Genomic DNA, 16,829 nt, shown 5'->3' on the forward strand with positions numbered 1-16,829 from the left:
TCCGGGGCGGAGCCCCAGGAACGGGGGAAGGGCAGGTAGGGGACAAGCCCCCGCGGGGCCCCCGTTACAGCGAACGCAGAAGCACCGCCGGGGACTCCACGCAGTCGGCCACGTACCGCAGGAACCCACCGGCCGTGCCGCCGTCGCAGACGCGGTGGTCGAAGGTCAGCGACAGCTGAACGACCTTCCGGACCGCCAGCTCACCCTCGTGCACCCACGGCTTCGCCACGATCCGGCCGACGCCGAGCATCGCGGCCTCCGGGTGGTTGATGATCGGCGTGGAGCCGTCCACGCCGAACACCCCGTAGTTGTTCAGGGTGAACGTCCCACCCGTCAGGTCGGCCGGAGCCAGCTTCCCGGCCCGGGCCACCTCGGTGAGGCGGGCGAACTCCGCCGACAGGGACTCGGCGCCGCGCGTCTGCGCGTCCCGGACCACCGGAACGACCAGGCCGCGCTCCGTCTGCGCCGCGAAGCCCAGGTGCACGGACGGCAGCCGCACGATCTCGTTCGCCGCCAGATCCACGGTCGAGTTGAGCTCCGGGAACTTCGCCAGCGCGGCCGTGCAGATCCGGGCCAGCAGCGCGAGCACCGAGATCTTCGGCCCGCCCACGGCGTTCATCGCGGCCCGCGCCGCCATCAGCTCGGTCGCATCGGCGTCGACCCAGCACGTGGCGTCCGGGATCTCCCGGCGGCTGCGCGACAGCTTCTCGGCCACCACGCCCCGCAGGCCCTTCAGCGGAATCCGCTCACCGCTCACCGCGGCCGCCACGGGGGCGGAAGCAGGGACGGCAGCCGGCTCCGGCGCGCGGAGCGCCGCCTCGACGTCCGCGCGCAGGATCAGGCCCTCGGGCCCGGACCCGCGCAGCGCGCGCAGGTCGATCCCGTGGTCCCGCGCCAGCTTGCGCACCAGCGGCGAGATCACCGCGACGGGACCGGTCGCAATGGGAGCGGGAGCGGGTGCGGGAGCAGCGGCGACGGCCGGCGCTGCGGAGCCAGGTCGCACCCGCCTCCGACGCGCCGTGCGCGAGTGGTCCGTCCCGTAGCCGACCAGGACGTTGCCCGAGCCGGAGTCCTCGGGCTCCACCACCTCGTCCGCGCCCGCACCCACCGCCACCGTGATCAGCGGTGCTCCGACGGGGAGTTCCGTGCCCTCCTCCCCGAACCTGGCGGTGACCACACCGCCGTACGGGCACGGCACCTCCACCATCGCCTTGGCCGTCTCGACCTCGACCACCGGCTGGTCGATGGCGACGACGTCGCCCACCGCCACCAGCCAGCGGACGATCTCGGCCTCGGTCAGTCCCTCCCCGAGATCGGGGAGCTTGAACTCCATTACCTGCGGCATCAGTTCTCCCACTGCAGGCGGGCCACGGTGTCCAGGATCCGGTCCACACCGGGCAGATGGTGCTTCTCCAGCATCGGCGGCGGGTACGGGATGTCGAAGCCCGTCACCCGCAGCACGGGCGCCTCCAGGTGGTGGAAGCACTTCTCCTGGATACGGGCGACGAGCTCCGCGCCCGGTCCGCCGAAGCCGTTGGCCTCGTGGACCACCACCGCGCGCCCGGTGCGGCGTACGGACGCCACGACCGTGTCCTCGTCGAACGGGACCAGCGAGCGCAGGTCCACGACCTCCAGGTCCCAGCCCTCCTCGCGCGCCGCCTCGGCCGCCTCCAGGCAGACCGGCAGCGAGGGCCCGTACGTGATCAGCGTGGCGCTCGTGCCGGTACGCCGGACGAGTGCCTTCCCGATCCCCGGCACGGCCGCCGGCGTCTCGGGGTTCCACTGCGCCTTCGACCAGTACAGCCGCTTCGGCTCCAGGAAGACCACCGGGTCGTCGCTCGCGATCGACGCGCGCAGCAGCCCGTACGCGTCCTCGACGGTCGCCGGGGTCACCACGTGCAGACCGGGAGTGGCCACGTAGTACGCCTCGGAGGAGTCGCTGTGGTGCTCCACACCGCCGATCCCGCCGCCGTACGGCACCCGGATGGTGATCGGCAGCGGCATCGCGCCGCGCGTGCGGTTGCGCATCTTCGCCACGTGCGAGATCAGCTGTTCGAACGCCGGGTACGCGAACGCGTCGAACTGCATCTCCACGACCGGCCGCAGCCCGTACATGGCCATGCCCACCGCGGCGCCCAGGATCCCGGCCTCCGCGAGGGGGGTGTCCGTGCAGCGGTCCTCGCCGAACTCCTTCGCGAGGCCGTCCGTGATCCGGAAGACCCCGCCCAGCGTCCCGACGTCCTCGCCCATGACGTGGACCGTCGGGTCCTCCGCCATCGCGTCGCGCATGGCCCGTCCCAGGGCCTGCGCCATCGTCGCCGGCTTCACGGCCACCGTGGTCACGACTGCTCCTCCGCGTCGAGCTCGGCGCGCAGCATCTCCGCCTGCTCGCGGAGCCGGCCGGTCTGCTCCGCGTAGACGTTTTCGAACAGGTCCATCGGGTCGAGCACGGGCTCGGCGTTCATCCGCTCGCGCAGGGTCGCGGCCATCGCCTCGGCGGCGTCCTTGGCCTCCTGGATGCCCGCCTCGTCCAGCAGCCCGCGCGCGGTCAGCTCGCGCTCCAGCAGCTGCACCGGGTCGTGGGCCTTCCACGCCTCGACCTCTGCGTCACCGCGGTAGCGGGTCGCGTCGTCGGCGTTCGTGTGGGCCTCGATGCGGTACGTGACCGCCTCGATCAGCGTCGGTCCGCCGCCGGCCCGGGCCCGCCGGACCGCCTCGGACAGCACCTCGTGCACGGCGGCGATGTCGTTGCCGTCGACGAGGCGGCCGGGCATCCCGTACCCGACGGCCTTGTGGGCCAGGGTGGGGGCGGCGGTCTGCTTGGCGAGCGGGACGGATATGGCGAAGCCGTTGTTCTGCACGAGGAAGACCACCGGGGCCTGCCAGACGGCCGCGAAGTTCAGGGCTTCGTGGAAATCGCCCTCGCTGGTGCCGCCGTCGCCCACCAGGGCGAGGGCGACCACGTCGTCGCCGCGCAGCCGGGCCGCGTGCGCCAGGCCGACCGCGTGCGGCAGCTGGGTGGCGAGCGGGGTGCTCAGCGGGGCGATCCGGTGCTCGCGCGGGTCGTAGCCGGTGTGCCAGTCGCCGCGCAGCAGGGTCAGCGCCTGGACGGGGTCGAGTCCGCGCGCCACGGCCGCGAGGGTGTCGCGGTAGCTCGGGAACAGCCAGTCCTGCTCCTCCAGGACCAGCGCGGCCGCGATCTCGCAGGCCTCCTGGCCGACGGTGGAGGGGTAGACGGCGAGCCGGCCCTGCTTGGTGAGGGCGGTGGCCTGGGCGTTGTAGCGGCGGCCGCGCACCAGCTCGGCGTAGCAGCGGCGCATCAGCTCGGGATCGAGCTTCTCGGCGGCCGGCGTGCCCAGCACCCGGTACGGCTCGGGGTCCGGGAGCAGCGGGGCGGCATCCGTACGGGGCCTCCAGGCGGGCGGCGGGGTGGATCGGTAGGACGCACCGGCACCGGGCAGCTCTTGGACCGTCATGGCGGCGTACACCTCCTCGTGGGAAGTCGTCTGGGCGCCCGGGGGGTACCCCCCGCGGTAGCCGGGGGATTGTGAGGCGCCTCACCAACCGATTGTTCGGTCGATGGCGCAATTTGGCTACAGGCGGCTCCAGGCTGTGGACAAAGTGGCGCCGGGGCCCTGGGATGGGTGCAGGACGTCCAGGAGAGGGAGGCAGTGGGCAATGCCGGATGAACAAATGGCCGCAGCGGGTTCCGCACCGGTCCCACCGGGAGGTGCACCTTCCGCCCCACAGGCCCCGCCCCGCGCCCTGGATCCCATCGACCGTTCGATCATGCGGCTGCTCCAGGCGGACGGCCGCGCGTCCATACGGTCGGTGGCCGAGCAGGTCCACGTGTCACGGGCGAACGCCTACGCCCGGATCAACCGGCTGATCGACGACGGGGTGATCCGCGGGTTCACGGCCCGCGTCAACCACGAAAGAGCGGGCCAGGGCGCCTCCGCGTACATCACCCTGAAGATCGTCCAGAACTCCTGGCGCACGGTCCGCGAGAAGCTCCGCGAACTTCCGGGCGCGGCACACATCGCCCTGGTCAGCGGCGATTTCGACGTCCTGCTCCTGGTCCACACGCCGGACAACCGCACCCTGCGCGAGCTGGTGCTGACCCGCCTCCAGTCCATCCCGGAGGTCCTCTCGACGCGCACGCTGCTGGTCTTCGAGGAGACCGACCTGCTCGACGCCGGCCCGATCGGCGGCCCGGCGATCTCCGAGGAGTAGCCGGCGGGAGAAACGGCAGCGCCCCGGGAACGGCCTGGAGGGCCGTTCCCGGGGCGGTGTGCACGAGCGCCGGGGCTAGATCACTTGGTCTCGTAGTAGCCGAAGATGTCGACGATCAGGTCGGTGGTGTCCCAGCTCTGGTTCCAGAAGTCGACGACTCCGTTGACCCCGCCGGAGCTCGCCTGGACCAGGTTCGCGACGGTCTTGCCCGCCGTCCAGTTCATCGCCGACGCGGTGGGACGCGTCTGCTGCGCCTCGGTGTGGTTCTTGTACTGGTCCGGCGTGTTCGTGTCCGGGGCGACCGAGAGGAAGCCGGCGTCCTTGGTGTTGGTCACCGTGGCGTTCAGGACGTAGCCCGAGATGCCCTGCTCGCCGTGGGAGATGGCCGACCAGATGTAGCCGCGGGGGTGCATCGGCCCGTCCCAGGTCCGGGTGTCGAACCTCCGGTTCGGGGCGATCGCCATGAAAGAGCCCGAGCTGTCGGGGCTGTAGTAGCCGACGACGTCGACGATGACGTCGGTGCCCGCCCAGGCGCCGTTGAAGACGTTGACCTTGCCGTCGGGACCGACCGGGACGATCACCGAGTTGGCGACGGTCTGCTTGGCCGCGAAGTTCACGTTCGAGGTGTTCGGGGCCTGCTGGCCGCTCGGGTACGCCGTCAGGTGGCCGTCCTCGCGCGGGTTGGTGGCGGTCACGTTCAGCGCCACGGCGGTGGCGTTGGCGGGCACGTACCAGCCGCCGAGCTGCACGCCGATCGTGCCGCGGCCCGGGACCTGGCCCTGGGGCGCGCCCTGGCCGGAGCGGGTGTCCACGGCGCGGACCGGGGTCATCGGCGTGTAGCCGCTGGCCGCGGTGCGGGTGAAGTAGCCCGTGATGTCGGCGATAAGGTCGACCTGCGTCCAGCTGCCGTTGTAGAGCTCGACGGTGCCGTCCTTGCCAACCGGCACGACCACCATGTTCGGGACGGTCTGGCGGGCCTCGAAGTTGAGGTTCGAGGTGGTCGGACGCGTGGTGCCGCCGGGGAAGGCCGTGACGTGCCCGGGGTTGGCGGCGTTGGTGACGGTGACGTTCAGGGCCACGGCCGTGACGCCCGCCGGGATCTTGCCGTTGCCGGCGATCTTCACCTTGGCCGAGGAGTACGCCTGGACCATGCCCATCGGGGCGCCGGTGCCGGTCCGGGTGTCCAGGAGACGGGTCGGGGCGTACGGGGTGAAGTCCGAGCCGACCGTCGACAGCGGGAGCTCGTTGACGACCTCGGCCTGGTTCACGGCGTCCGTGACGGTGACCTTGACGTTGTACTCGCCGAGCTCGGCGTAGCTGTGCTTGAGCGACACTTCCTGGCCGGGGAAGGCGTCGACGCCGTCGGTCGTGCCGTCGCCCCAGTTGTAGGTGACGCGGAGCGTGGCGCCCGGAGAGCTGAGGACCTGGGCCCGCAGTTCGATGCCGTGCGCGGACGTGCTCTGCGCGTCGAGGACGAGGCCCAGGTCCGGGTTGCCGGCGGCGGCCTCGGCGCTCTGGGCGGTTGCGGCCGTCTTGCCCTTGGCCGCCGGCAGGGCCTTGCGGACCGAGTGCTCCGCGGGGCTGTGGAACTTCTTGACTTCGGATGCACCGAGCTTGACCAGGTCCGCTCCGGGAGCGGGCACCCCCTTGGCCACCGGTGCGGACGGACCCGCGGCCGGACCGGCCGCCTGGGCCATGCCCGGGATGAAACCAACGCTGGCCGCGACGACGACGGCAGCGGAAACTACGAGACGGCGACTGCGCACCGGCCCCCCCATTTTCTATTACTGCTTGAACATGTTCGAAAGCGTGCTCATCGTACAGACCCGCACGGCGATCGATCAGAAAATATGCGGCCAGATCGAACGGATCATGGCCGGTCACCGACCGCGTATGGTCCGCAGGCCGTCCAGCGCCATGTGGACGACCGCGTCGGCCAGTTGGTCCGCGGTGGTGCCGGGGTGCGGGCGGTACCACTCCACCAGGGAGTTCACCATGCCGAACAGCAGGCGGGTGGCCAGCCGGATGTCCACGTCCGCGCGCAGGTCCCCGTCGGCCGCGGCGGCACTGAGGAGCTCCGCGACCTGGTGGTCGAACTCGCGGCGGCGCTCCAGGGCCCAGCGCTCGGTCCTGGTGTTGCCCCGGACCCGCAGCAGCAGCGTCACGTACGGGAGCTCGGCGACCAGCACCTCGACCGTGCGCCGCGTGACGTACTCGACCCGCTCGACCGCCCGGCCGCGTACCGCGCCCGGCTCCTCCAGGACGGCGAAGAGCCCGTCGAGCGCGCGGCTGACGGCCCGGCGCAGGAGCTCCTCCTTGCCCGCCACGTGGTGGTAGATCGAGGACTTCGAGATGCCCGCCGCCTTGGAGAGGTGCTCCATGGAGGTGCCGTCGTAGCCCCGCTCGTTGAAGACCTGGACGGCGACCGACAGGAGCGTCTCGGGGGTGTACGTGTCCCGCCTGACGGTGGTCATTCGGCATCCTCCGCGTAGCCGAGCTTGAACAGCGCCAGCGAGGGCGCGTAGCGGCCGCCGGGACAGCGCTCGTCGAGGTGGTGCAGCAGGTCGTACGCCCAGTCGCGGCCGAGCCGGTCGTGCCATTCGGACGGGCCCAGCGGGTAGTTGACGCCGAGCCGCATCGCCGTGTCGATGTCCTCGGCGGTGGCCGCGCCGCGCGCGACGGCGTCGGCGGTCAGGTCGATCAGCATCGCGACCGTGCGCGCCACGATCATGCCGGGCACGTCGCCGATGACGGAGACCTGCTTGCCGAGCTTCTGGAACAGGCCGACCGCCTCGGCGAGGGTCCGCTCGCTGGTGTCCTCGCCGGCGGACAGCGCGATCCGGGTGGCGCCGCGGTAGTCGAGTGCGAGGTCGAAGTAGACGACGTCGGCGAACTCGATCGCGGTCTTGCCGTCCGCGAGCACCAGCTGGCCCTCGCCGGGCAGCTGGATGTACGGGCCCCCGTGCTCGGTGGACGTGACCGCGATCCCGGCCTCCTCCAGCAGCTCGAGGAGCCCGGCGGCGGGACCGAGGTCGCCGACCACGGTGACCTTCTCCGGGGCGTCCTCGGGACCGGCGGTGTGCGGGGCCTGGGGCTGGGCGTCCGGGCCGTACGGGAACCAGCCGTGCCCCGACTTGCGGCCCAGGCGGCCCGACTGGACCAGCCGGCGCTGCGCGAGGGACGGGGTGAACTTGGGGCTCCGGAAGAAGGACTCCCACACGGAGCGGGTGACGGCCTCGTTGACGTCCTGCCCGATCAGGTCGGTCAGCTGGAACGGGCCCATCTTGAAGCCGCCGCACTCGCGGAGCACGGCGTCGATGGTGGCGGGGTCGGCGCCCTGCTCCTCGTACACCGCGAAGGCCTCGGCGTAGAAGGGGCGGGCGATCCGGTTGACGATGAAGCCGGGGGTGTCGGCGCAGCGGACCGGCGTCTTCCCCCAGCCCAGCACGGTGCGGTACGCGCGCTCGGCGGCGGCCGGGTCGGTCGCGAAACCGCTGACCACCTCGACGAGCGGGAGCAGCGGGGCCGGGTTGAAGAAGTGCAGGCCGAGGAAGCGGCCGGGGTGCGCGAGGCCGGCGGCGAGCTCGGTCACGGAGAGGGAGGAGGTGTTCGTGGCCAGCAGGGCGTCCGGGGCGACCACCTCTTCGAGTGCTTCGAAGAGCGCGCGCTTGACGGCGGCGTCCTCGACGACGGCCTCGATCACGAGTGCGGCGCCGGCGAGGTCGGCGAGGGCGGAGGCCGCATCGATCCGGCCGATCGCGTCCTCGGCCTCGGCGGGGTCGAGACGGCCCTTCGCGGCCATGCGGTCGACGCGGTCCTGGACGATGCCCACGCCGCCGGCGGCGAGCTCGGCATTGATGTCGTAGATCAGCACCCGGTGACCTGCGAGAAGGGCGACCTGGGCGATGCCCTGCCCCATGGTGCCGGCGCCGACGACCGCCACAGTGCGGGACCGCTCGATTGCTGTCATGTCCTGATCCTCCCGCACCGGGTTATCCACAGGCCTGCCGGGCCCTCTTGTCCCGACCGATCGTTCGGTTACTCTAACTCCAGTCTGCTCTTCTTCACCCGCCCCTGCCTGATCTCAGTCTGCGACCCAGCCTGATCTTGCCCGGCTCAACGAGGAGTTGGTCCCTGATGGCCGCCGAGCTCACCGTCCCCCAGCTGTCCGACAAACACCGGTCCACCCTGGACCAGGCCCTGGCGGCCATCCGCAGCCGCGCCTACTGGTCCCCGCATCCGGAGCACCCCAAGGCCTACGGGGAGACCGCGCCGGCCGACGGGCTGGCCGCCTTCGAGGCCGTCCGCGGCACCCGGCTCGACCTGGGCCAGCCCGGCACGGACGGCTGGACGGGCGCCGAGGTGTCCCCCTTCGGCCCCGAGCTGGGCGTCGAGTACCCGCACGTCGACCCCGACGTACTGCTGCCCGCGATGAAGGCCGGCATGGGCGCCTGGCGGGACGCCGGTCCCGAGGTGCGCGCCCTGGTCTGCATCGAGATCCTGGCCCGGATCGGCGCGCGGACGCACGAGTTCGCGCACGCGGTCATGCACACCAGCGGCCAGGCCTTCATGATGGCGTTCCAGGCGGGCGGCCCGCACGCACAGGACCGCGGCCTGGAGGCGGTGGCCTACGCGTACGAGGAGCAGACCCGCGTCCCCAGCCAGGCCGACTGGTCGAAGCCGCAGGGCAAGAAGGACCCGCTGGAGCTCGGCAAGACCTTCACGGCCGTCCCGCGCGGCATCTCCCTGATGATCGGCTGCAACACGTTCCCGACGTGGAACGGCTACCCGGGCCTGTTCGCCTCCCTGGCCACGGGCAACGCGGTGCTGGTCAAGCCGCACCCGCGCGCCGTGCTCCCGCTGGCGCTGACGGTGAAGGTGGCCCGCGAGGTCCTCGCCGAGGCGGGCTTCGACCCGAACCTGGTGGCGCTGGCCGTGGAGCGCCCGGGCGAAGGCATCGCCAAGACCCTGGCCGTCCGCCCCGAGATCAGGCTGATCGACTACACCGGCTCGACCGAGTTCGGCGACTGGCTGGAGACCAACGCCCGCCAGGCGCAGGTCTACACGGAGAAGGCCGGCGTCAACACGGTCGTCGTCGACTCGACCTCCGACTACAAGGGAATGCTGTCCAACCTGGCGTTCTCCCTCTCCCTGTACAGCGGCCAGATGTGCACCACCCCGCAGAACCTGCTGATCCCGCGGGACGGCATCGAGACGGACGCCGGCCACAAGTCGTACGACGAGCTCGTCGCCGACCTCGCGGCCTCGGTCGGCGGCCTGCTGGGCGACGACGCCCGGGCCAACGCGCTGCTCGGCGCCCTGGTCAACCCGGACGTCAAGACCCGCCTGGAGGCGGCGGCCGGCCTCGGCGAGGTGGCGCTGGCCTCCCGCGAGGTGGTGAACCCGGAGTTCCCGGACGCGGTGGTCCGTACCCCGGTGATGGTGAAGCTGGACGCGTCCAAGCCCGACCCGGAGGCCCCGTACCTCTCGGAGTGCTTCGGTCCGGTGTCGTTCGCGGTCGCCGTGGACTCCACGGCGGACGCCCTGGACCTCCTGCGCCGCACGGTGCGGGACAAGGGCGCGATGACGGTCGGCGCGTACACGACGTCCGCGGACACCGAGCGGGCCATCGAGGAGGTCTGCCTCGAGGAGTCGGCGCAGCTGTCGCTGAACCTGACGGGCGGGGTCTACGTCAACCAGACCGCGGCCTTCTCGGACTTCCACGGCTCGGGCGGCAACCCGGCGGCGAACGCGGCCCTGTGCGACGGAGCCTTCGTCTCGAACCGCTTCCGCATGGTGGAGATCCGCCGCCAGGCCTAGTCCTCGCGGGGTCCGCCCCAGTGGAAGAGGGTCATGGCCACGCTGGTGGCCAGGTTGTAGCTGGAGACCTGCGGCCGCATCGGCAGGGACACCAGATGATCGGCCCGGTCACGCAGCTCGGGCGAGATTCCGTGGCGTTCCGAGCCGAAGGCGAGCAGGGCGTCGTCCGGGAGGGTGAGGGCACGGATGTCCTCGCCCTCCGGGTCGAGCGCGTACAGCGGCCCGGCGGGCAGGGTGTCGATCTCCACCCGGTCCACGGTGGTGGCGTAGTGCAGCCCGGCCCCGGCCCGGACCACGTTCGGGTGCCAGGGGTCGAGGTCGCCGCGGGTCACCACGCCGGTGGCGCCGAAGCCCGCGGCGAGCCGGACCACGGCGCCGACGTTGCCGAGGTTGCGCGGGTTGTCGAGCACGACGACGGGCGCGGTCCGGGGCTGCCGCTCGAGCCGGGCCCGCCCTTCGGCCCGGTCGGGCCGTACCGCCAGCGCCGCGACCCCGGTGGGGTGGACCCGGGGCAGCAGCGTCCGCAGCTCCGCCTTCCGCACCAGCCGCCCGACCTCGCCCGCCACATCCGGAGCCAGCTCGCCGGCGAGCACCCGCACGGCATCCGGATCGTCGGCGACAACGACCCGCACATCGGCCCCGAACCGCAGGGCGTGCTTCAGCGCGTGGAACCCGTCGAGGAGTACGAGGTCCCCCCGCTCGGCGGCCTCCCGCCACTGCCGTGCGGTCTCGTCGGGGCGCCCGTGCTGCTCAGTCATACCGACGAGCGTACGGGCCGTGGCCTGGGGGTTCTGTCCCCTGCCCGCCCTTCGCCCGTTCCCCGGGCGCTGCCCGGACCCCGTCCTCGAACGCCGGACGGGCTGAAACGTTCAGCCCGTCCGGTCATTGCACGCCGGCGCTCGGCTCCGCCGGTGCAAGGGCCCGCCCGGCCTGCGCCGGAACCGGCGCAGACCCCGCCGCCCCCACCAGCCCGGAGGTCCTGGCCCCGAGCCACACCAAAAAGCCCGTCGGCAGGAACACCGCATCGGCGGCGATCATCGCCAGCGAGAAGAACGGCAACCCCAGCAGCACCGCAATCCCGGCATGCTCCAGCATCATCACCCCCAGCAGCACGTTCTTGATCCGCCGGTTGAACACCGTGAACGGGAACGCCACCTGCACCGCCACCGTCCCGTACGACAGCAGCATCACGAGCGTCCCGCTCCCCGCCACCACCGACGACAGCCCCGGCCACGGCGCGAAGTAGTCCAGCCCGAGCGGGTAGTACAGCGCGGTCCCGTCCTGCCACCGCGACCCCTGGATCTTGTACCAGCCGGCCGTCGCGTAGATCAGGCAGACCTCCGCCATGATCACCAGCAGCCCCGCGTTGTGCACCAGGTTCGCCAGGACGTCGAGGACCGCCCGCCCCTCGCCCTCCGGCTCGTACCGGTCCACCATCCACCACACCGCGCAGACCACCCACAGCGCCGCGAAGGCCGCCAGCCAGCCGTAGCTGAACCGCGCCGCCACCGCCCCGTACGCGAACACCGCGCCCAGCACACCCCACAGCACCGGCCCGGCCGCCCCCGCCGAGGCCGACCCCCGCAGCCGCGCGCGCCGCGCGTCCAGCGACCACACCTGTGCGCACCGCGTCAGCACCAGGTACATCGCCATCAGGTGGATGACGTTGTCCCCGCCGTCGCCCATGAACACGCTGCGGTTCTGCAGCGACAGCACCCCGGCCATGAACACCACGGACATCGCGCGCGTCCGCCAGCCCAGCATCAGCAGCACGCTCGACAGCACCGACACCGCGTAGACGATCTCGAACCACAGCGTCGAGTCCGACCACATCAGCACCGTGAAGGCGTGGTTCGAGTCGATCAGCCGCTCCGCCAGCCCGAAGCTCCAGGGCCCGTCCGGCCCGTACAGCTCGTGCCGGTTCGGGAACTCCCTCAGCAGGAAGAACAGCCAGGTCGCGGAGAAGCCGATGCGGACGACGGCGCTCTGGTACGGGCCCAGCGACCGCCCGGTGACCTGTGCGACCGCCCGGCCGGCGGCGGCGCGCGCCCGCCTCACACCGTCCACCACGGCAGCTCCCGGTAGTAGGTCTGGGTGTCGGTCTTCTCGTCGCTCCACGGCGGCGCCGCCACCGCCCGCGTCGCCGAGCGCAGCTGGATCCGTACGATCTCGCCCGCGACGACCCCGTCGTCCGCGAGCCGGTCCAGCGCGATCCGCCTCAGGTACTGCTCCGACAGCTCCCCGCGCTCGCCGATCGGTTTGTCGTCCTCGTCGTGGGAGCCGGTGAAGAAGTCCCAGGCCCGGCGCAGCTCGTTCTGCCGCACGTGGCTCGGCAGCAGGCTGTGCCGGATGGCCGCGCCGTCCTCCGCCGACAGGTCGCGCCAGCCGCTCGCGACCGGCTCGCCGCCGGCTGCCGTGCGCACCTCCGCCCGTACCTCCACCGCGATGTTCTGCTGGAGCGGGTTGGGGGCGAAGAGCTTCCAGTTCTGCTCGAACTCGGGGTAGATCCAGTCGTCGACCGTCTGCGCGTGCTGCTTGCTCACCGTGTTGGACGGGGCGACGTGCAGGAAGACCAGCGCCAAGTGCCCGCAGGCGGTGAGGCCCACGGCCGCCAGGGCGAGGGCCGTGACGACCCGGTACGGGGCGGACAGGCCGGCGATCCCGGGCGCCCGGGGCGCCACCGGACCGGCCGGCACCTCGCCCGGAGCCTCGGCCGCCGTATCGGCCACCGTTTCGGCCTCCGTATCGACCGGCGGGCGCGCCGACGGAACAGCCAGGCGATCGACCGGCGGAACGACCGGCGGAACAGCATCTTCCGCGGGCTCGCGCGCGTTCGAATCCATCCCGCCCCGATCGTCCGGCGTCCACAGGGTTGACCTCAGAGGTTGACACCCTACGGGCCGCCGACCCACCATTGAAGAGTACGAACCGAACGATCGGTCGGTCGGGCGGTCAACAATCTCTGGCAGGGAGCCGGGATGGTGGCAGTGACCCCGGAAACGGGGCAGGACTCAGGCCTCGGGGCTGACCTCGGGGCACAGCTCGCGGCGGCCTTCGATGCCGCCGTGGCGGCCGACGAGCGCGTCGAGCCGCGCGACTGGATGCCCGAGGCGTACCGCGCCTCGCTCGTCCGCCAGATGGCCCAGCACGCCCACTCCGAGATCATCGGCATGCAGCCCGAGGCCAACTGGATCACCCGTGCGCCCTCGCTGCGCCGCAAGGCGATCCTGATGGCCAAGGTCCAGGACGAGGCCGGCCACGGCCTCTACCTGTACAGCGCCGCCGAAACCCTCGGCACCAGCCGCGACGAGCTGCTCGACAAGCTGCACTCCGGCAAGCAGAAGTACTCATCGATCTTCAACTACCCCACGCTGACCTGGGCCGATGTCGGCGCGATCGGCTGGCTCGTGGACGGCGCGGCGATCACCAACCAGGTGCCGATCTGCCGCTGCTCGTACGGACCGTACGCCCGCGCGATGGTCCGGATCTGCAAGGAGGAGTCCTTCCACCAGCGCCAGGGCTTCGAGCTCCTCATGGCCCTCTCCAAGGGCACGGAGGCGCAGCACGCGATGGCGCAGGACGCCGTGAACCGCTGGTGGTGGCCCTCGCTGATGATGTTCGGCCCGCCGGACGACGAGTCGGCACACTCCGCGCAGTCCATGGCATGGCGGATCAAGCGGCACTCCAACGACGAGCTGCGCCAGCGCTTCGTGGACATCGCCGTTCCGCAGGCCGAGGCGCTGGGCCTGACCCTGCCCGACCCGGACCTGAAGTGGAACGAGGAGCGCGGGCACCACGACTTCGGTGCGATCGACTGGGCCGAGTTCTGGGACGTGCTCAAGGGCAACGGCCCGTGCAACGAAGAGCGGATCGGCCAGCGGCGCCGGGCGCACGAGGAAGGCGCCTGGGTCCGCGAGGCGGCCGCGGCGTACGCGGAGAAGCACACCGCCCGGACCCCACACACCGCTGTACAGAGCACGGCAACGAACGAGGAGGCAGGGGTATGACGCAGAACTGGCCACTGTGGGAGGTGTTCGTGCGCTCGCGCCGCGGCCTCTCGCACACGCACGCGGGCAGCCTGCACGCGCCCGACGCGGAGATGGCCCTGCGCAATGCCCGCGACCTCTACACGCGGCGCGGCGAGGGCATCTCGATCTGGGTGGTGCCCTCCACCGAGATCACCGCGTCCTCGCCGGACGAGCGGGACCCGTTCTTCGCCCCGTCGGCCGACAAGCCGTACCGGCACCCGACCTTCTACGAGATCCCCGAGGGGGTGCACCACCTGTGACCAGCACCGATGCCGTTCAGCCCGATATCGTCCGGTCGGCAGCCCTCGCGCTGGGGGACGACGCCCTGATCCTCTCCCACCGCCTCGGCGAGTGGGCGGGGCACGCCCCCGTCCTGGAGGAGGAGGTCGCCCTCGCGAACATCGCGCTCGACCTGCTCGGCCAGGCGCGCATCCTGCTGTCCCTGGCCGGGGACGAGGACGAGCTCGCCTTCCTGCGCGAGGAGCGGTCCTTCCGCAACCTCCAGCTGGTCGAGCAGCCCAACGGGGACTTCGCCCACACCATCGCGCGCCAGCTCTTCTTCTCCTTCCACCAGCACGAGCTGTACGCGGAACTGGCCGTCGGCGACGGCCCGTTCGCCCCGCTCGCGGCCAAGGCCGTCAAGGAGACCGCCTACCACCGCGACCACGCCGAGCAGTGGACCCTGCGGCTCGGCGACGGCACGCAGGAGAGCAAGGCCCGCATGCAGGCCGCCCTGGACGCGCTGTGGAAGTTCACCGGCGAGATGTTCCAGCCGGTGGACGGCATCGACGGCGTCGACTGGGCCGCCCTGGAAGGCCGCTGGCTGGCCGCCGTGGGCGGCGTACTGGAGCGGGCCGGGCTCGCGCTCCCCGAAGGCCCGCGCACCGGCGCCTGGGTGGCCGGCGCCGGCCGGCAGGGCCTGCACACCGAGTCGTTCGGCAGGCTGCTCGCCGAGATGCAGCACCTGCACCGCAGCCATCCGGGGGCGTCATGGTGACGGACACGCCCCGCGCCCCGGCCCCGACGGGCGGGCCCGAGGCCCCCGAGGCCATGACCCGCCTGGAGGCGGAGCTGGCCGAGCTCGCCGGCTCCGTGCCCGACCCCGAGCTGCCCGTACTCACCCTCGCCGAGCTCGGCGTCATGCGCGGCGTGCGGATGCACGAGGACGGGCACGTCGAGGTCACCCTCACCCCGACCTACACCGGCTGCCCCGCCATCGAGGCCATGTCCGCCGACATCGAGCGGGTCCTGACCGGCCACGGCATCCCGGACGTGCAGGTGCGCACCGTCCTGGCCCCGGCCTGGTCGACCGACGACATCAGCGCCGAGGGCCGGCGCAAGCTCGCCGAGTTCGGCATCGCCCCGCCGAGGCCGCACGCGGCCGGCGGGCCGGTCCCGGTCACCCTCTCGGTCCGCTGCCCGAACTGCGGATCGACCGACACCGAGCTGCTCAGCCGGTTCTCCTCCACCGCATGCAAGGCGCTGCGCCGCTGCACCGCCTGCCGTGAACCGTTCGACCACTTCAAGGAGCTGTAGATGGCCGCGTCCACGCCGTCGCCCACGTCGGGCTCCGGGCGCCCCGCGCGCCACGGCGCCTTCCACCCGCTGACGGTGGCGGCGGTCGACCGGCTCACCGACGACTCCGTGGCGCTGACCCTGCGCGTCCCCGAGGAGCTGCGCGGCGAGTACCTGCACGCCCCCGGCCAGCACCTCACGCTGCGCCGCAGCACCCCCGAGGGCGAAGAGATCCGCCGTACGTACTCGATCTGCTCCCCCGCCCCGGACCCCGCGGGCCCCGGCCCGGCGGCGCTGCGGGTGGGCGTGCGGCTGGTGGAGGGCGGCGAGTTCTCCACGTTCGCGCACAAGGAGATCGCCGCCGGGGACGTGCTGGACGTGATGGTCCCGGCCGGGCGGTTCGTCCTGGCGCCGGCCGCCGCGCCGGCCGCCGGGCACTACGCGGCGATCGTCGGCGGCAGCGGGATCACCCCGGTGCTGTCGATCGCCGCCTCGCTGCTGGCGGCGCGGCCCGACGCCCGGTTCTGCCTGGTCCGCAGCGACCGTACGGCGGCGTCGACGATGTTCCTGGACGAGGTCGCCGACCTCAAGGACCGTTTCCCGGACCGCTTCCAGCTGGTGACGGTCCTGTCCCGGGAGGAGCAGGAGGCCGGGCTGCCGTCCGGCCGCCTCGACGAGGAGCGGCTGAAGGCCCTGCTGCCCGCGCTGCTGCCGGTCGCGGACGTCACGGGCTGGTTCCTGTGCGGCCCGTACGGCCTGGTCGTGGGCGCGGAGCGGGCGCTGGGCACGCTCGGCGTCGTCCGGACCCGGATCCACGAGGAGATCTTCCACGTCGAGGACACGGCACCGCCGGCTCCGGCCGCGGCTCCTTCCCACGTACGGGTCACGGCCCGGCTCGACGGCCGCTCCGGGACCTGGCCGGTGCAGGACGGCGAGTCCCTGCTGGACGCCGTGCTGCGCAACCGCGCGGACGCCCCGTACGCCTGCAAGGGCGGGGTCTGCGGCACCTGCCGGGCGTTCCTGGTCACGGGCGAGGTCCGGATGGACCGGAACTTCGCGCTGGAGGCGGAGGAGACGGAGGCCGGTTTCGTGCTGGCCTGCCAGTCGCACGCGGTGACCGAGGAAGTGGAGATCGACTTCGACCGCTGAGGCGCCGTCCATTTCCTTCCCTGTGCATTTTCCACCGCGTGCTCTATCTTGACGCACCGTCAGGTCCGGACCGGGCCTGACCGG

Annotated in this window: 16 protein-coding genes; 7 read left to right on the forward strand and 9 right to left on the reverse strand. The window is 72.2% G+C overall.

Annotated features, from left to right (window positions below; genetic code table 11):
• Window positions 1-64: 64 nt before the first annotated feature.
• From OHT74_RS19510 to pdhA, 3 genes are read right to left on the reverse strand one after another with little or no spacing between them, the layout of a single operon-like run.
• Window positions 65-1,345 (reverse strand): dihydrolipoamide acetyltransferase family protein, encoded by a 1,281-nt coding sequence (locus OHT74_RS19510; protein ID WP_328620924.1) that lies wholly within the window; start codon window positions 1,343-1,345, stop codon window positions 65-67.
• Window positions 1,345-2,343, reverse strand: coding sequence for an alpha-ketoacid dehydrogenase subunit beta (locus tag OHT74_RS19515; RefSeq protein WP_030292747.1), 999 nt, complete (start codon window positions 2,341-2,343; stop codon window positions 1,345-1,347). Before OHT74_RS19515 ends, OHT74_RS19510 begins: the two co-directional genes overlap by 1 nt.
• Window positions 2,340-3,476 (reverse strand): pyruvate dehydrogenase (acetyl-transferring) E1 component subunit alpha, encoded by a 1,137-nt coding sequence (gene pdhA / locus OHT74_RS19520; RefSeq protein ID WP_266665699.1) that lies wholly within the window; start codon window positions 3,474-3,476, stop codon window positions 2,340-2,342. Before pdhA ends, OHT74_RS19515 begins: the two co-directional genes overlap by 4 nt.
• A gap of 202 nt (window positions 3,477-3,678) precedes the next feature.
• On the opposite strand from pdhA, the gene OHT74_RS19525 reads away from it, so the two are divergent.
• On the forward strand, window positions 3,679-4,233 hold the full coding sequence (locus OHT74_RS19525; RefSeq protein ID WP_266995814.1) for an Lrp/AsnC family transcriptional regulator: 555 nt from the start codon (window positions 3,679-3,681) through the stop codon (window positions 4,231-4,233).
• Window positions 4,234-4,313: 80 nt separating this feature from the next.
• Here the strand turns inward: OHT74_RS19525 and OHT74_RS19530 are convergent, their stop codons facing one another.
• From OHT74_RS19530 to OHT74_RS19540, 3 genes are all read right to left on the reverse strand, one after another.
• Complete coding sequence (locus OHT74_RS19530) at window positions 4,314-5,999, reverse strand: PKD domain-containing protein (RefSeq protein ID WP_328620925.1); 1,686 nt, start codon at window positions 5,997-5,999, stop codon at window positions 4,314-4,316.
• A 114-nt stretch (window positions 6,000-6,113) separates the two neighbouring features.
• A complete protein-coding gene (locus OHT74_RS19535) occupies window positions 6,114-6,707 on the reverse strand; it encodes a TetR/AcrR family transcriptional regulator (RefSeq protein ID WP_266665702.1) in 594 nt (197 codons plus the stop codon).
• Window positions 6,704-8,203, reverse strand: a complete 1,500-nt coding sequence (locus tag OHT74_RS19540) for a 3-hydroxyacyl-CoA dehydrogenase (RefSeq protein ID WP_266665703.1) — start codon at window positions 8,201-8,203, stop codon at window positions 6,704-6,706. The genes OHT74_RS19535 and OHT74_RS19540 overlap by 4 nt, the downstream gene beginning before the upstream one ends.
• Window positions 8,204-8,370: 167 nt before the next feature.
• Here OHT74_RS19540 and paaN point away from each other — a divergent pair, with 167 nt between their 5' ends.
• Complete coding sequence (paaN, locus tag OHT74_RS19545) at window positions 8,371-10,053, forward strand: phenylacetic acid degradation protein PaaN (RefSeq protein WP_328620926.1); 1,683 nt, start codon at window positions 8,371-8,373, stop codon at window positions 10,051-10,053.
• Here paaN and OHT74_RS19550 read toward each other — a convergent pair.
• From OHT74_RS19550 to OHT74_RS19560, 3 genes are all read right to left on the reverse strand, one after another.
• A complete protein-coding gene (locus OHT74_RS19550; RefSeq protein WP_266665705.1) occupies window positions 10,050-10,811 on the reverse strand; it encodes a TrmH family RNA methyltransferase in 762 nt (253 codons plus the stop codon). The two genes, paaN and OHT74_RS19550, sit on opposite strands and share 4 nt — an antisense overlap.
• Before the next feature lie 124 nt (window positions 10,812-10,935).
• Window positions 10,936-12,111 (reverse strand): HTTM domain-containing protein, encoded by a 1,176-nt coding sequence (locus OHT74_RS19555; protein WP_328623348.1) that lies wholly within the window; start codon window positions 12,109-12,111, stop codon window positions 10,936-10,938.
• Entirely contained in the window at window positions 12,108-12,782 is a 675-nt protein-coding gene (locus OHT74_RS19560; RefSeq protein WP_443047440.1) for a DUF5819 family protein, read from the reverse strand. Before OHT74_RS19560 ends, OHT74_RS19555 begins: the two co-directional genes overlap by 4 nt.
• A gap of 249 nt (window positions 12,783-13,031) precedes the next feature.
• On the opposite strand from OHT74_RS19560, the gene paaA reads away from it, so the two are divergent.
• The 5 genes from paaA to OHT74_RS19585 are packed head-to-tail and all read left to right on the forward strand — an operon-like array spanning window position 13,032 to window position 16,745.
• Complete coding sequence (paaA, locus tag OHT74_RS19565; RefSeq protein WP_328620928.1) at window positions 13,032-14,060, forward strand: 1,2-phenylacetyl-CoA epoxidase subunit PaaA; 1,029 nt, start codon at window positions 13,032-13,034, stop codon at window positions 14,058-14,060.
• Window positions 14,057-14,341, forward strand: coding sequence for a 1,2-phenylacetyl-CoA epoxidase subunit PaaB (paaB, locus tag OHT74_RS19570; RefSeq protein ID WP_030292728.1), 285 nt, complete (start codon window positions 14,057-14,059; stop codon window positions 14,339-14,341). The genes paaA and paaB overlap by 4 nt, the downstream gene beginning before the upstream one ends.
• Window positions 14,338-15,078, forward strand: coding sequence for a 1,2-phenylacetyl-CoA epoxidase subunit PaaC (gene paaC, locus OHT74_RS19575; protein WP_328620929.1), 741 nt, complete (start codon window positions 14,338-14,340; stop codon window positions 15,076-15,078). Before paaB ends, paaC begins: the two co-directional genes overlap by 4 nt.
• A complete protein-coding gene (paaD, locus tag OHT74_RS19580; protein WP_399250720.1) occupies window positions 15,072-15,617 on the forward strand; it encodes a 1,2-phenylacetyl-CoA epoxidase subunit PaaD in 546 nt (181 codons plus the stop codon). The genes paaC and paaD overlap by 7 nt, the downstream gene beginning before the upstream one ends.
• A complete protein-coding gene (locus OHT74_RS19585; RefSeq protein ID WP_266665709.1) occupies window positions 15,618-16,745 on the forward strand; it encodes a 2Fe-2S iron-sulfur cluster-binding protein in 1,128 nt (375 codons plus the stop codon).
• The last annotated feature ends 84 nt before the right edge of the window (window positions 16,746-16,829 follow it).

Source organism: Streptomyces sp. NBC_00354 (assembly GCF_036106915.1).
GTDB lineage: Bacteria > Actinomycetota > Actinomycetes > Streptomycetales > Streptomycetaceae > Streptomyces.